Consider the following 14162-nt stretch of genomic DNA (forward strand, 5'->3'; position numbering starts at 1 on the left):
CAAGAAAAACGATGTGCTGATCGAGCCGCAGCTGGGCGATCTGTCGTTCGCCGATTTTTCACGCGGCAAGGATGGCGTCAAGGCTGGCTACGAGGCGGCAGAGCGTCAGCAAGCCAAACTGTCCGCGTTGGCGCTGCCGCCGCAGCAATGGAAAGAATATCTTGCAGCGCGCAGCGGCGGTCCGGTGCTGGCGCAGGATACGCATATCGACGAAATTCAGATCAACAGCAACGGCCGCGTACCGGCAGCAGTGGTGCGCCGTGCGCTGGACGTCAAGGAAGGTGATTTCTTCAACCCTGTAGCCTTGAACAAGGATGTGGCGCGACTGGCAACCAACGGCGATTTCAAGAGCGTCACGCAGGAACTGGTGACGGAGAATGGCCGCAATGTGCTGAAGGTGGATGCCGATGAAAAATCCTGGGGCCCGAATTTTCTGTTGTTCGGTCTGGGCGTATCGAATACATTCAATGGCCGCGGAAATTTCAATTTGCAATTGGGGCACCGCTTGCCATGGTTGACCGCCAGCGGTTTGGAGTGGCGCAACGATATCGTGCTGGGCAGCGCACAAACCAGCCTGCGTACCGAATTGCGGCAGCCGTTGTGGAATACCGTCGGTCTGTATGTGGCTCCATATGCCGAATATCAACGCCGTCATGCTGATTTTTATGGCAGTAGCGACGATGTCAGCTCAAAAACCCTCCCGCTCTTAGGCATTGAAAGTGACACGACCAAGGTCGGCATAGACATCGGCATCCCGCTGTGGCGGATCGGCGAGTTGCGTGTCGGCGCCAATTATCAGTGGCAGACGATTGCGCCATCCTACTCGGCACCGCTGGTTATCGGCCCGGACGGCACAATTTTTCAGTTTGATAGAACTCGGCAAAACCAACCCATCATTCGCTCGCAATTAACCATCGATCAGCTCGACGATCCTTTGTTTCCGCGCAAAGGCTATTACCTTTCTGCCGTCAATAACATCGCATTTGGCGCTACCGGAAATCGTTACAACGATGTGCAAGGCAAGGCGCTGTGGGCGATCAGCAAGGGACCCCATACACTCAACCTGGCGTTGGAGGCCGCCGGCACCTATGCGAATGCGGATGAAGCCGCGGGCAACGGCGGCCTCGGATTTACCTTAGGAGGCTTCCAGCACTTGTCGGCTTACAGCACGGACCAATTTAACGGGAGCTATTTGTTGTATGGTCGCGCCAGTTATCTGCGGGACATGCCAGCTTTGAATTTGCCTGGTTTACGCAATGTGGTGCTGGGCAGCAGCCTTGAGATTGGAGATGTCTGGTATACGCGGACAGAGTTTGGCCGCGGTCCTTACAAAAAAAGCGCAAGTTTGTTTGTCGGGGGAAATAGTTTGCTCGGTCCGCTGTACTTTGGTGCAGCTGTTGCCCCACGCGGCGTCTGGAATCTGTATCTGCAATTAGGGCGAGTGTTCTAAACAGCGTTGAGGCCAAACGCGCGCAAAGGCTTGCTTTTTGCCGGAAAATTGACGGACTGGACGGGCTCCTCAATCGTGTCGATGAACGTCCGTTGGCAGTCATCGACAGGCGCAGCGCCATTTCGAGTTCACTGGTGTTTGACATCGCCCGGTGATCGCCCGCGACGCGTTCGCATCCCGCAGGAGATTTTTGACTAAATCAGCGCTGCCACCGGATAGCGCCGCCACTCCGGCTCGGCATGGCGCCGGCCATGGGTGAACAGAAACCAGAGCACCGCTTGCGGATCGGACAGCTGCGCCGGATACGCGGCCTTCCATTCGTCGAACGCCTGCCGCAGCGCCGGCTCGTCGGCCAGCATCTGCAAGGCCGTGTCCTCGAAGACATAGGCGGAGATGGAGGCCTGCTTCCTCTCCAGCACGCTGTTGAAGAACCCCCAGCGGAAGAAGCTGTCGTGCGCTTCGGGCTCGAGGGTCTCGACCGCGTAGCGGGCCTGGGGCTGGTCGAGAGGCACCAGCATGTCACCCGCGCGCGCCTGGATGGCCTCGGAATGCGTGCTCAGCAGCACCCGCTCATGGAACATGTGGCCTTCGTAGGCGGTCGCGCGCGTTCCGACCTCCAGCACCCGGTACACCCGGGCCGCATCGAACAGTCGGTCGGTGCCCAGGCGCTGCAGCGCGACGCCGTTCCACTCCAGCCGCTCGATCACCTCGCGCCAGGCCTGGGGCACCAGGTAGGCCTTCGGCGCCGTCACCACCAGTTCCTCGACACAGCGGTCGAAGTGGACGATGTCCTTCTCCCACGGCTGGCTGCGGTCGTAGGCGAGCCGTTGATAGTCGCCCAGCCTGCTCGGCGTACACACCGCCGCGTAGCCCTTGAAGCGAAGGCGCGCCGGCCGCTCGCGGTCATTGCGCCAGCGCAGCGGCCACTGAGTGCAGCGTGCGGCGTCGGCCCGCGAATCGCGCCGCAGTTGCTGAATCCGCCCCGCCTGCGCCACGCTGAAGTCCAGCACCACCTCGACCAGCGTGCGCATCGCCGCCACGCGGTCGGCGAAGGGCTTGAGCATGTGGGTCTCGGGCATGAAGCCGATGGTGTGGTGCAGCGCGGCGTAGCCGGTGGAGAAGCGCGGCAGATCGAGAAAATCTTCGATACCGTCGTCCGGCGTCTCGGCCAGCAGATTGACGTAGGGACAGGTCGGCCAGCCGCGCCTCTGCATGTCGCCGTAGATCGCCGGCAGCATGCGCTCGCGCAGGAAGTCGCCCAGGCCGCCGCCCAGTTTGTCGGGCTGGGTCGGGATCAGGGTCATGGCGTAGGCGTAGTCGGCGCCGTTGGCGGTGTGGGTGTCGACCATCACATCCGGGTCCCAGGCGTTGAAGAAGCGATTGAACACCTGAGCGGCCAGGCTGTCGCACTTGATGAAATCGCGGTTCAGGTCGAGGTGCCGGCCGTTGCCCCGAAAGCCGAACGCCTCGGGACCCAGCTGGTTCACCCGCGAGCTGGACTGGCGGTTCACGCAGCCGTCGACGTTGTAGACCGGGATGAAAAGGAACACCGTGTCGCCGAGCGCCGCCAGCCGCCCGGGCTCAAGGCAGAAGTCGCGCACCAGCGCCATGCAGGCATCGATCCCTTCGGGCTCGCCGGGATGGATACCGTTGTTGTTGAAGAACACCGGGCGCCCCTGCTCGCGCAAGGTGTCGCGGTCGAACACGCCGTCGGCCGTGACCAGGCCGGCGTGCATCGGCAGGCCGGTGTCGGACCTGCCGATCCGCCACCATCGCAGCACACCCGGGAATCGCTCGGCCAGCCGCTCGTAAAAGGCGATGCATTCGGCCCAGGTGGAGGTCTGGTTGCCATTGCCGAGTTCGAAGGGCGTGGGATAGGCAAGGCTGGTCGGGGACGTCATGCGTGACTCCTTTTTTGGCGGTGCAGAGGGGAGTTTGGCTTGATGACTTTGGCGAGCAGCCAATGATCCTTGCCAAGACGGCGGACGCGCTCGAAGCCATGTCGCTCAAACATCGCTACTGATCCGTTGTACAAGAAAGACGCGGAGACCTTGCGGCCGTCTACATCTTCGGGATAGCTTTCGACCTTTCCTCCCCCAAGGCGCGCGATTTCCTGCAGGGCGCCAGCAAGAGCAGCAGAAGCCACACCTTTGCCGCGATATGACTTATCGACGAAAAAACAGGTAATCCGCCAATCCGGAAGAGCGGCAAGTCCTTCTCGATACGCGCGCAGGTGCTTGATGCGCGGAAGCTCTTCAGTCGGCCCGAACTGACACCAGCCGACACAGCTTGCATCGTCAAACACAAGTGCGGCATGAGCTTGACCTTGCCGGACTCGACGCTCCTTTTCGGCGCGATTTTGCTCGACTGTCTTTGCGTGGCCTACGCCTTCCGAATGAAAGGCCATGCACCAGCAGCCACCCCATACGCCATTGTGCTTTTCCACCATTTGAGCGAACTGCGGCCAGGTCGATACGTCCAGAGGCTTCACGCAAAAATCGGCCATTTTCTCCTCTTTCAGTCTGATCGATGGCAAGTCAGAAATCCGGATTGGGCCGATTGCCTGCTGCTTTCGAATTGACGCTCTTCTTCATCTGGCAAATATTCCTTTGCGTTTGAGCGATTGTCGACAGGTATCAGTCAGGCGCCAGCCGCAGCAAAGTCCCGTTCCTGTCCTCGGTGATCACCACGCTGCCGTCATCCAGCGTCGCCAGCGCCACCGGCGCACCCATCGGATAACCGCCATGCCGGTAGTTCCAGCCCGCCACCAGGTCGCGCGGCTCGCCCGCCGGCTGGCCGGAAGCATCCAGGGCCAGGCTCACCAGCCGGTGGCCGTCGGCGCGATAGCCGTGATAACCGATGATCAGCTGGCCGCCCAGCGCCGGCAAGCCTTTGCCGTTGTAGATCAGCATCCCCAGCGGCGCCGCATGCGGCGGCAACAGGCGGCCAGGCGCAGTCTTGCCGCGGCAATCGAAGCCCGGATATTCCGGACTGGTCCTGAGGTTGTCGAAGCAATACGGCCAGCCGTAATCGGCGCCGGGGCTGAGCCAGCTGAGCGTATCGTGTGGCAGCTCGGCGTCGGACAGCTTGGGGTCGGCTGCGGTGATGTTGTCGCGCGAATTGGTGGCGGCGATCAGGACGCCATTCGGGGCGAGCGCCAGCGCCATGCTGTTGCGCAGGCCGCGCGCGTGGACTGGCAGCGTGCGCGCATCCAGCGGCAGATGCGCATTTACCAGGCTGGCGCGCAGCACGCTGGCGCGCGGCGGCGTCTCCTTGATTTCCGGACAAGGCGCATCCGACTTGCCGGGCTGGTCTGACCGGCTTTCGCAATTGTCAGTGGCGGAACCGACGTTGATGTAGAGCGTGCCGTCGGCGCCCTGCACCATCGCTGTCAACGGATGGCGCCCCGTGGTCGGCAGGTTGACCACGATATCCTGCGCGCTGGCGAGGAGATCCTTGGCGGCCGGATCGATACGGACGATGCGGCCGTGCATGCCGATCAGCAGCTTCTTGTCTGCGCTGGCGATGATCGCGTTCGGCATGTCAAGCTGGCTCAGCAGCACTTCCGGCACGCCTTTCTTTTTCAGGTTCAGGCGCAGCAGGCGGCCGCGCTTGCTGGCCCAGCCGCCCATGTCCAGCACGTAGACATCCTGACCGATGGCGGCGACTCCGCGCACGAAACCGAGGTGATCGGCGACCAGTCCCATGCACATGCCCTTGGCCACCTTCAGGTCGAGGCGCGGAAAACCATCGCAACTGCCGCTGGTGTGATAGGTGCTTTCGGCCGAGGCTGCGCCGCAGGCCAGCAGGAAAAACATGCCCAAGGCATGGCGCAGGAAGGATGCAGCTCGCATAGATGACGCTTTCAGAAAACCGGTGGGTGCAACCCTGCCGCGCGACGCACTGCTTGCGAAACATGCGGCAGGGAAATATCCGGCATATTGCCACATTCCTTGATTGCCGGACTACTTTCATGAGCCGGGCCGCTCTCCTGCCAAAACCCCTGACGCGAGGACTAAGACCACATGCAAAAACAGGAAAAGTGGTATTACGCCCGCCCGTCACGCGACATCCGCGCGCCTTCCCAGACAACAGGTAATTTGGCCGCAAAATGAGCAATATGACGATTCACAAAACATTCATTAATTGCCACATGGAAATTATTTCATGGCGATCTATCCGTCACTCGTGACTTAAATCCGCCTCTCCCGCGAATGAAAGTCAATACCGGTTTGCAACTGGTATGGCCGCCCTGCAAAACAGTGCAAACCACTTGACGCTCATTTTTGCTGCCCCCATCCTCAGTCCGGACAAGTTGTCCTGCGGAAACTATCTGGTTTCACGCACTTCCCCATCCAACCCAGGAGATACGCATGAGAACAAGGATAAACACGAAGATAGCCGGCAGCGTGCTGTGTACCGCAATCGGCAGCATGCTGGCAGGCTGCGGCGATGGCGGTTCGAGCGATGCGGCCAGCGCCAGCCAGAAACAGATTGCCGCCACCGGCAAGGCCAGCGCATCAGCCAGTACAGCCGCCTGCGCCCCCGCCTGGAACGCCAGCACCGTCTATGTCGGCGGCAACAGCGCCAGCGCCAACAGCACCAACTACACCGCCAACTGGTGGACCCAGGGCAATGACCCGGTCACCGACAGCGGCGCCAGCGGCAGCGGCAAGCCGTGGACGTCCACCGGCGTGTGCGGCGGCGGCACTCCTACCCCACCTCCGGTCACGCCGCCGCCAGTGAACCCGCCGCCCGGCACGCCAGGCGCCACCACCGGCACCATCAACTACCACCTGCTGCTCGGCGCCGGCAGCGCCCAGGACCAGCTGGTGCTGGACGGCGGCAACTACAATGATCTGATCATGTCGAACATAATCGCCGGCGTCATGTATGGCCATCTGATACAGCAGTACTATCCCGGCATGCAGTTCCAGAAGGACTATCTGTACGGCTCGATCATGGGCCAGCTGCTACAGGAAAATATCGAAACCGGCCTGTACGCCAGCAGCGGCAACCTGATCGATCCGTCGCCGGACCAGCAAGCCGTGATGGGCGCCGGCCAGGGCGGGCCGTACCAGATCAACAATTACGCCGCCGACATGGTGTCCGGCTCGTATGCGCCGGCCGGCCATTCGCTGATCAACTACGTCGCCATCCAGAAGAACATCGGCTACACCATGGCCACCGCGGCCCAGCAATACACCAAGGTGACGCCGCCCTCGTTCAACAATAAATACTACGGTCCGATGCTGACCGCGTATTTCCATTACAACGACTTTGTCGCCCTGATCCTTACCGGCAAGGGCAGCGGCGGCTGGGTCACTCCGTGGGAACCATACTACGACAATGCGCTGACCAATTTCACCAGGCTGCCGAACAACTTCCTCGATGTGCTGCTGAATGTCGCCTATAACCAGGGCTACTACGGCCCCCTGATGACCAGCTACAGCAAACTGGGCGCGACAGCGACGGCGGCGACGGTGAGCAGCGTCAACGCCTACAGCTCGGTATGGGGCGCGACCGACACCTACCAGCAATATCCGTATCAAGTGCGCTATTACCTCGACCAGTTGTACGGCAATCCGATCCCGACCACCAGCGCCACCACATTCACGACGCCGGCCAACCATATCGCCTTCAACATCCCGGCGCTGGCTTCCGTGTTCTCCAATGTCTTCCAGACACTGGCGTATGTCAACGGCACCGGCAGCTCGGCGTACATTTCGGCGGCGCAGGCGCAAACCGCCTTCAACAGCGCGCTGGCCAGCGCCGGCATCAGCGCCAGCGCCACGCTGGACCTGAGCAATGCCGCCAGCCGGGCGCAGATCTTCAGCATCCTGGAAAGCGCGATCGGCAATCTGGAAAGCAACCTGAATACCAAGTTCAGCGCTACTACCAATTCACAGCTGTAGTCGTTGGGAAACAAGGTCACCGGGCAGAGTCATTTGGGGTCAGAGTTTTTTTACGACAGCTTCATCGTCGTAAATTACTCTGACCCAAAATGACGGATTCGGAGACAGAAAGAACGCACTGCGTGGTTTTTTTTCAGCGGTGAGGCATGTACTCCATGGCCCGCTAAGTGGGGTCAGAGTGAAGTTTCTGCAAAAAACGCGCAGAAAGTTCACTCTGACCCCAGTTAGCTACTTAGCTTAAGCGCGACGAAAACCAGGTTCTGATTTTGTTCAGAACAAGGGATTGGAGCGCAGATGTTCCAGCCCGGTGAGCTGCATCTGGGTGCCTTGCGGCGCGCCAATCGCATACGGCAAGGACGTGCGCAGGGAGTTGGCAAAATCGCCCCGGTATAGCTTGGAGCCCTGATGGCTCAGGTTGGAATTGGCGTCGATGTAGATCGATTCGCCCAGTCCAGACCATAGCCGGCAGAAACCGTAGTCTTCGGACAGGTAGCGGCGCGTCTCCGGATCGACCATGACGTCGAAGAAGCGGTAGTGCAGTCCGCGGTCGGGAACGCCGATGCTGTCCGGCACATAGTTGAGTTCAGGATAGCTGGCGATCAGCCGCTCGAACACGCTGCGCTTGATCACCATGAAACCGGTGGGCGCCTCCTCCATGCGCATGAAGCCGTCGGCCTGTATTTCCAGGTTGACCTGGTTGCTGCCGGCAGGCACCTTGGCGTTGACCGTGTAACGGGCATAGGTCGCCTCGAATTGCTGCTGCGTAGCGCCTTGCGGCAAGCCTTCCTGCGGCCAGCTTTCATGCTTGAGCGGATAGACGCCGGCGGCAATGTCGTAGCCGGAACGCAGCAGCCGGAATGCCGCTTCGGCGGAAAAGCCGATGTCGGCATCGATCCAGAACAGATGGGTCCATTGCGGATTGGCGAGAAATTCGGCGACGCAGTTGTTACGCGCTCGCGTCACCAGGCTCTCGCCCTGATGCATGACCACCTGCATCGGCATGCCGCAGCGCTCGGCCTCCACCGTGAAATTCAGCAAGGACATCACGTAGTTGCGGAAAAACTTGCCGTCATGGCTGGGCGTCATGATTACCGGGCAGATACTGGTAAGGTCGACTGGTTCTGGCATTTTCACTTTCCTTCTCGATTGATGTATCGCGCAAGTCCGCAGGCTCAGGATTGTATCAACATGCGCGCCCTCAAACCTACCAGGCCGCCACGCAACCGTCGGTGCGCGGCTCGGTGCCGCCGCACAGCACGCCGTGACGGTCGCGCCAGATGATCTGGCCGCGGCCGAAACCAAGCTGGTTGGCCGACCACGCGGCTTCGTGGCCGAGGCCGCGCAAGCCGCGCAGCAGGTGTTCGGCGGTAGCATGCTCGATGCTGACGTGATTGCCGCTCTCCCATTCCCAGCGCGGCGCATCCAGCGACGCTTGCGGATTGAGGCCGAAGTCTACCGTGTTCATCACCATCTGCACATGCCCCTGCGGCTGCATGAAGGCGCCCATCACGCCAAACGGGCCGACTGCCTCGCCATCCTTGGTCAGGAATCCCGGAATGATGGTGTGATACGGCCGCTTGCCCGGCGCCAGGCAGTTGGGATGGGCCGCATCCAGCGTGAAATTGTTGCCGCGGTTATGCAGCGCGATGCCGGTTCCCGGCACCACCAGGCCGGAGCCGAAGCCCATGTAGTTGCTCTGGATAAAGGAGACCATGTTGCCCTGGTCGTCGGCAGTGCTCAGGTACACCGTGCCGCCGCGCGACGGCTGTCCGGCCTGCGGCAAGGCAGCCCGCGCGCCGACCAGCTTGCGCCGTTCGTCGGCATAGGCGTCCGACAGCAAGTCCTGCAGCGAGACCCGCATGTGGCCGCTGTCGGCGATATGCGCCAGGCCATCGGCATAGGCCAGCTTGATCGCTTCGATCTGACGATGATAAGTCTGCAAGCTGTCGCGCTGGTCGAAGTCAAAGCCCTTCAGGATATTCAAGGCAAGCAAGGCCACCAGGCCATGGCCGTTGGGCGGGATTTCCCAGACATCGTAGCCGCGGTAGCGGCAGCTGACCGGGGCTACCCATTGCGGCTGGTAGGCCGCCAGGTCGGCGACGTCGAGATAACCGCCGGCGGCACGCACGAAGGCGGCGGTCTTTTCCGCCAGGGCGCCGCGATAGAAACTGCCGGCGCCATCCGCCGCGATCGAACGCAGCGTATCGGCATGCTCTTGCGAGCGCCAGATCTCGCCGGCACGGGGCGCCCGGCCGTCGACGCTGAAAGTGTCAAACCAAGGCTGGAAGTGCGCATCCTTGAGCTCGCCCCGGAACAGCTTGTGCGCCTGTTGCCAGGCAAAGGCGACCACCGGCGACAGCGGATAGCCTTCCTGCGCCAGCGCAATCGCCCCTGCCATGCAGCGCGCCAGAGGCAGGCTGCCGAAGCGTTCCGCCATGCTGGCCCACGCGCCTGGCGCGCCTGGCACGGTGACCGGCAGCGCGCCGTACTTTGGCATGCTTTGATGGCCGGCAGCGTTGAGCTTGGCGATCGAGATCGCCTGCGGCGCGGCGCCGCTGGCGTTCAAGCCATGCAGCTTGCCTTGGTGCCAGATCAGCGCAAAGGCGTCGCCGCCGATGCCGTTGGCAGTCGGTTCGACCACGGTCAGCGCGGCAGCCGCGGCGATCGCCGCATCGATGGCGTTGCCGCCGGCTTGCAGCACTTCCAGCCCGGCTTGCGCCGCCAGCGGCTGCGAGGTCGCGACCATGCCGCGCCTGGCGTACACCGCGCTGCGGCGGGATGCATAAGGATAATGATTGGGATCGGAATTGAACATGGCTTCCTTCTCGGAGATAAACAAGCCAGAGCGCCTGCCTGCCGGCAACCATGATGTCGCAAGTATAAAACGATGTCTACCGGAAAATCCGCCAGCAGAATATGCGCCAGGACGGCCCTGATCAGCATAGGGGCAGCCAGTTCGTAGGGTGGGCACCTGTGCCCACGCGGAGCGTCGACCATTCGAGGAACGCATTCAGCGTGGGCAGAAATCTGCCCACACTACGCCTGCCAATGACACGCAGGATGGCATAAAAAAAAGCCGGCTCGCGAGAGCCGGCTTTGCAACAAGACGATCAGCAGCGGATCAGAGGCCGAGATCCGAGATGAAGCGGTTGGTGTACGTCACGCCGGTGTCGCGGTCAAACGACCAGTGGTGCAAGCCGGCAAGTCCGTTAGCCTTGGCCCAGGCCGACAAGGTGTCGGTATCGGCCAGGGTGAAGGTTTCGCCAGCGGTATCGTTGGCGCCGATCATCGGCGTCAGCTCGATCTGGCTATACGGGATCTTGTAGAAGCCGCGGAAGTCCATCGCCGCCTGGATCGCCGACTGCCCCATCTGGCAGGCGCCGCCGCTGATCACGCAGTTGACGGCGGTGGCTGAACCGTAGTCCATCGTCATCAGGTTGACGTAGTAGTTCTTGAGGCCGGCCGACTGGATCGCCTGCATCACCGCTATCCCCATCGAGCCGAGCGGATTGGGCGAAGCCGAGCCCATGTCCACCGCCACCGAGGAACCGCTCTGGCTGGTCGCCAGCGTGGCGATGGTGAAGCTGAAGCGCAGGTTCGGATACTTGACCTGGGCCGCCTGCACCCGCGCCACCAGGTTGTTGATGTCCGACTGGCTCTGGCCGTCTTCGATATCGAAATCGATGCCGACCAGGTTCGCAGAACTATACGTGTTGATGAAAGTATCGAAGCCGGCATCCGAAGTACAAGTGAATGATCCTGCCGCGCCGCCGGTCGAAACGATGTATTTCTTGCCGGCAGCCACGAAGGCTTGCACATTGGTGGCGATCATTGCCGGCGTGATGCCGGCCCAGGTCTCGGAACCGCAGCCGCCTGTGGCGAAGGCCCAGGTCAGCGTGCTGTTATGTGCAGGCATGGCGGTGGTGACTGGCTGCGAAGTGCCGGTGATAGTGCTTTGCATGGCGCCGGTGTTCCAGTTGGCGTCGGCAGTAACGTCTTTGTAGGCGCTGAACACAAAACCTGTTGTTGGCGTTGGAGTCGGGGTGGGCGTCGGTGTTGGGGTAGGTGTCGGTGTCGGTGTCGGCGTTGGAGTCGGTGTAGGCGTTGGCGTAGGAGTTGGCGTGGTGCTGCAGGCGCCGTTGGAAGTCCATGGCTGGCCGCTGCCGCTGCCGCCGTTGTTGGTGGAAGGATTATTCCCCTGGGTCCACCAGTTGGCCGTGTAGTTCACGCTGCTGTAGCTGGCCTGGTTGCCGCCGGTATAGACCGCCGATGCACTCCAGGCTGGAGCACAGATCGGCACGCTGGATTTCACGGTGGCTGAAACCTGCTTCAGGCTGGTCGCCGTCGCTGCTCCCGACGAACCGCCATCGCTACAGCCCGCCAGCAGGCCGCCTATCAGTCCCAGCAACAAGGTATTGCATACAGTTGTTTTCATGCGCCACTTCTCCTCTATCAAATGACAATGTGCGAGAAGCAGGTCGTTGCGACCGGCGCCTGCGCACTCCCTAAGCTGAGTCCGTTATATGTTTAACTGGCAGCTGGGCTGAGAATGGAGGCCTGAAAAATCAGCGTCAAGTGGTTTAAAAGTATTACCGCATATACCATACCACTTGCAAACAACCCGGAATTTTCAATCGGAAAATTCTATGGCTTTTCAAAATCGAAAAGAAAATTCCATCGTCATTTTGATTCCGTACAGCAATACAAATCTTCTAAAGATCCTCGCTTTTCTCATATGGAAAAGGAGCTTTGCGGCAGCGCCGGCAAAGCGGCGAAAAAAAGTGTGACAGCAGGTCCGATACCACTTTTTCAGATGTATGCATGTGGTCTTAGATATGCAAACGCCATGTTTGCCTTTTTCCCCGCAAAAGCGATGCAATGCGGCGGCCTACAGTTCATCGTAGGTCGAATAGAAAGCGCCGAAATTGTTATCCGGCTGGAAGTTGATCAGCGATACGGTGATGCTGGCCTCCAGTCCTTCCACGTAGTGCCAGCAGCCGACCGGCAGGAACAGCAGCTCGCCCGCCGCCAGCTCGCATTCGAGCAGCTGGGCATTGCGCATCAGCGGGAAACGCTCGTAATCGATGGCGGCGCCATCCACTGGCGTATAGCAATGATGGTGGTTGTAGAGGTACGCCAGTTCGCAGGCCGGGATCAGCTTGACGCGCTTGCGTCCGACCACTTGCGCCATGAAGTTGTTGGTCAGATCATGATGGAAAGGCGTGCGCGTGCCTTTCGGCCCCAGCCAGAGGAAGCCGTCGTCCTTGGAATCCGGGTCGAGGTATTCCGGCAGCCGGCCGATGTCTTGCCACAGTTCCGCCAGCGCCTGGCGGTTGGCCGAGGAATTGTTGGCCGTCATGTAGAAATCGTTGCTCTCCTGGGCGCCCTGGATCAGGTCCAGGTAGCTTGCCAGCGGCATCTTGCGCTTGTGCTGATTGGAATTGATTTCATAGTTGGCATCTTGCGCGCGCCCCATCTGCACCTCGACTTCGCGCTCGCCGAAATGCTTGCGCAAGTAATCGAAATTCCATTTTGCCAGCGCCGGCCAGTCTTCCAGCATGCCGCTGATGATCACCGGCTTGTTCAACAGATAATACTCGCGATAGAACTCCTCGCGCGACAGGCGATGGCGCCGTTCAATCAGTTCGCTGCCCATGGTCTGGCGGTTCAGGGTGCGGTAGATGTCGAGCACCCAGTCATGCTTTTTCAGACGGTTCTTGAGACGCTGGCCGGCCTGGCGCGCACCCAGCAGATAGGGATTGGCCAGCGCCGCCTGCACTTCGCGCGTCGCCTCGTGCGCCGCCACGCCTTGGCCGACGAGGACATTGAACACGTCTTGCGGACTGGCGTCGAGCGCCAGGTTTTCGCCTATCCAGCGACGCCAGTCGTCATTGATGATGCTTGCACTACGCTTCACTTGCGCCATGATCCGTCTCCATATGCCGCACGCTGATGCCGGCTGATGCTGGCTGTTAAGCGCGCGCTTATCAATATTGCCGTCGGGCAGCAGAGGACAACATTGGGATAATACGGATCAAATTGCAAGTGGTTTTGAATTGGACCGCACGGCAGCCCGGCCGTGCTGGCGCCAGCTCCGAGTGGTATTGATACCGGCTAAGGCCGGCGCCTGCCGTTTAACGCCCCGCGGCCGCCTGGCCGCAGATCAGCTGGACGCCGGCAGCGGCAGTGGCCTCCAGCGATGCCCGGCTGTCGCCTGCGCGCGAACGCAGCGCCAGCGTGTGCAGGATGGCCGACGCCATCTTCGCCAGCATGGCTGGCTCCAGCGCGGCAACCAGCTCGCCCTGCTCCACCGCGCGCTGGAAACGCACCTCCAGAACCTGGTCGAAACAGCGCAAACCGTCGCCCAGGCGCTGGCGCACCTCGCCATCCGTCACCGCCTGGGTGGCAGCCGTGCCGATCAGCAGGCAGCCGCGCGCCGCGCCGCCGGGCGGCAGATACATGCCAAGCGCCAGCTGGTATACGCGCAACAAGGCCTGCGCCAGCGGCAACTCGCTGCCCATGACGCCGATCATCGCCTGCCGGCTGCGTTCGACATAGCGCTCCAGCGTCTGCAGATATAACGCATGCTTGTCGCCGAACGCCGCATACAGGCTGGGCCGGTTCATGCCGGTAGCGCTGCTGAGATCGTCCAGCGAGCTGCCGCCATAGCCCTGTTGCCAGAACACGTCGCGCGCTTCATCCAGCGCCTGCTCCGGATCGTAGGCGCGCGGCCGGCCGCGGACGCGCTTGTTTTCTTTTTGTTCCATACAGTATAAAAATGTTGACCAGGATATTTT

General features: G+C 61.1%; 10 protein-coding genes. 2 read left to right on the forward strand and 8 right to left on the reverse strand.

From position 1 onward, the window contains the following. Nucleotides 1-1450, forward strand: a 1450-nt coding sequence (locus VNZ65_RS20685; protein WP_325672393.1) for a POTRA domain-containing protein, incomplete at its 5' end; no start/stop codon positions are given. A gap of 194 nt (nt 1451-1644) precedes the next feature. Here VNZ65_RS20685 and VNZ65_RS20690 read toward each other — a convergent pair. From VNZ65_RS20690 to VNZ65_RS20700, 3 genes are all read right to left on the reverse strand, one after another. Beyond that, nucleotides 1645-3351 carry a M14 family zinc carboxypeptidase gene (locus VNZ65_RS20690; RefSeq protein WP_325672395.1) on the reverse strand — a complete coding sequence of 569 codons (1707 nt, stop codon included), beginning with the start codon at nt 3349-3351 and terminating at the stop codon, nt 1645-1647. Continuing rightward, complete coding sequence (locus VNZ65_RS20695) at nt 3348-3986, reverse strand: GNAT family N-acetyltransferase (protein WP_325672397.1); 639 nt, start codon at nt 3984-3986, stop codon at nt 3348-3350. The genes VNZ65_RS20690 and VNZ65_RS20695 overlap by 4 nt, the downstream gene beginning before the upstream one ends. Nucleotides 3987-4086: 100 nt before the next feature. Then, complete coding sequence (locus VNZ65_RS20700) at nt 4087-5304, reverse strand: PQQ-dependent sugar dehydrogenase (RefSeq protein WP_325672399.1); 1218 nt, start codon at nt 5302-5304, stop codon at nt 4087-4089. A 519-nt stretch (nt 5305-5823) separates the two neighbouring features. On the opposite strand from VNZ65_RS20700, the gene VNZ65_RS20705 reads away from it, so the two are divergent. Continuing rightward, on the forward strand, nt 5824-7365 hold the full coding sequence (locus tag VNZ65_RS20705) for a chitin-binding protein (RefSeq protein WP_325672401.1): 1542 nt from the start codon (nt 5824-5826) through the stop codon (nt 7363-7365). A gap of 270 nt (nt 7366-7635) precedes the next feature. On the opposite strand, the gene VNZ65_RS20710 is transcribed toward VNZ65_RS20705, so the two are convergent. From VNZ65_RS20710 to VNZ65_RS20730, 5 genes are all read right to left on the reverse strand, one after another. Beyond that, complete coding sequence (locus VNZ65_RS20710) at nt 7636-8493, reverse strand: hypothetical protein (RefSeq protein WP_325672403.1); 858 nt, start codon at nt 8491-8493, stop codon at nt 7636-7638. 76 nt (nt 8494-8569) lie between these two features. Then, complete coding sequence (locus VNZ65_RS20715; protein ID WP_325672437.1) at nt 8570-10180, reverse strand: gamma-glutamyltransferase family protein; 1611 nt, start codon at nt 10178-10180, stop codon at nt 8570-8572. 306 nt (nt 10181-10486) lie between these two features. Next, nucleotides 10487-11800, reverse strand: a complete 1314-nt coding sequence (locus tag VNZ65_RS20720; RefSeq protein WP_325672405.1) for a carbohydrate-binding protein — start codon at nt 11798-11800, stop codon at nt 10487-10489. Between the two features lie 453 nt (nt 11801-12253). Then, entirely contained in the window at nt 12254-13291 is a 1038-nt protein-coding gene (locus tag VNZ65_RS20725; protein WP_325672407.1) for a cupin-like domain-containing protein, read from the reverse strand. A gap of 208 nt (nt 13292-13499) precedes the next feature. Beyond that, on the reverse strand, nt 13500-14132 hold the full coding sequence (locus VNZ65_RS20730) for a TetR/AcrR family transcriptional regulator (RefSeq protein ID WP_325672409.1): 633 nt from the start codon (nt 14130-14132) through the stop codon (nt 13500-13502). Between the last annotated feature and the right edge of the window lie 30 nt (nt 14133-14162).

The organism is Collimonas sp. (genome assembly GCF_035566555.1).
In the GTDB taxonomy this organism is placed as follows: domain Bacteria; phylum Pseudomonadota; class Gammaproteobacteria; order Burkholderiales; family Burkholderiaceae_D; genus Collimonas.

Coding starts and splice junctions, on each gene's coding strand:
- VNZ65_RS20725 (WP_325672407.1), bottom strand. CDS start 13,291: ATGGCGCAAGTGAAGCGTAGTGCAAGCATCATCAATGACGACTGGCGT.
- VNZ65_RS20690 (WP_325672395.1), bottom strand. CDS start 3,351: ATGACGTCCCCGACCAGCCTTGCCTATCCCACGCCCTTCGAACTCGGC.
- VNZ65_RS20730 (WP_325672409.1), bottom strand. CDS start 14,132: ATGGAACAAAAAGAAAACAAGCGCGTCCGCGGCCGGCCGCGCGCCTAC.
- VNZ65_RS20720 (WP_325672405.1), bottom strand. CDS start 11,800: ATGAAAACAACTGTATGCAATACCTTGTTGCTGGGACTGATAGGCGGC.
- VNZ65_RS20705 (WP_325672401.1), top strand. CDS start 5,824: ATGAGAACAAGGATAAACACGAAGATAGCCGGCAGCGTGCTGTGTACC.
- VNZ65_RS20710 (WP_325672403.1), bottom strand. CDS start 8,493: ATGCCAGAACCAGTCGACCTTACCAGTATCTGCCCGGTAATCATGACG.
- VNZ65_RS20715 (WP_325672437.1), bottom strand. CDS start 10,180: ATGTTCAATTCCGATCCCAATCATTATCCTTATGCATCCCGCCGCAGC.
- VNZ65_RS20700 (WP_325672399.1), bottom strand. CDS start 5,304: ATGCGAGCTGCATCCTTCCTGCGCCATGCCTTGGGCATGTTTTTCCTG.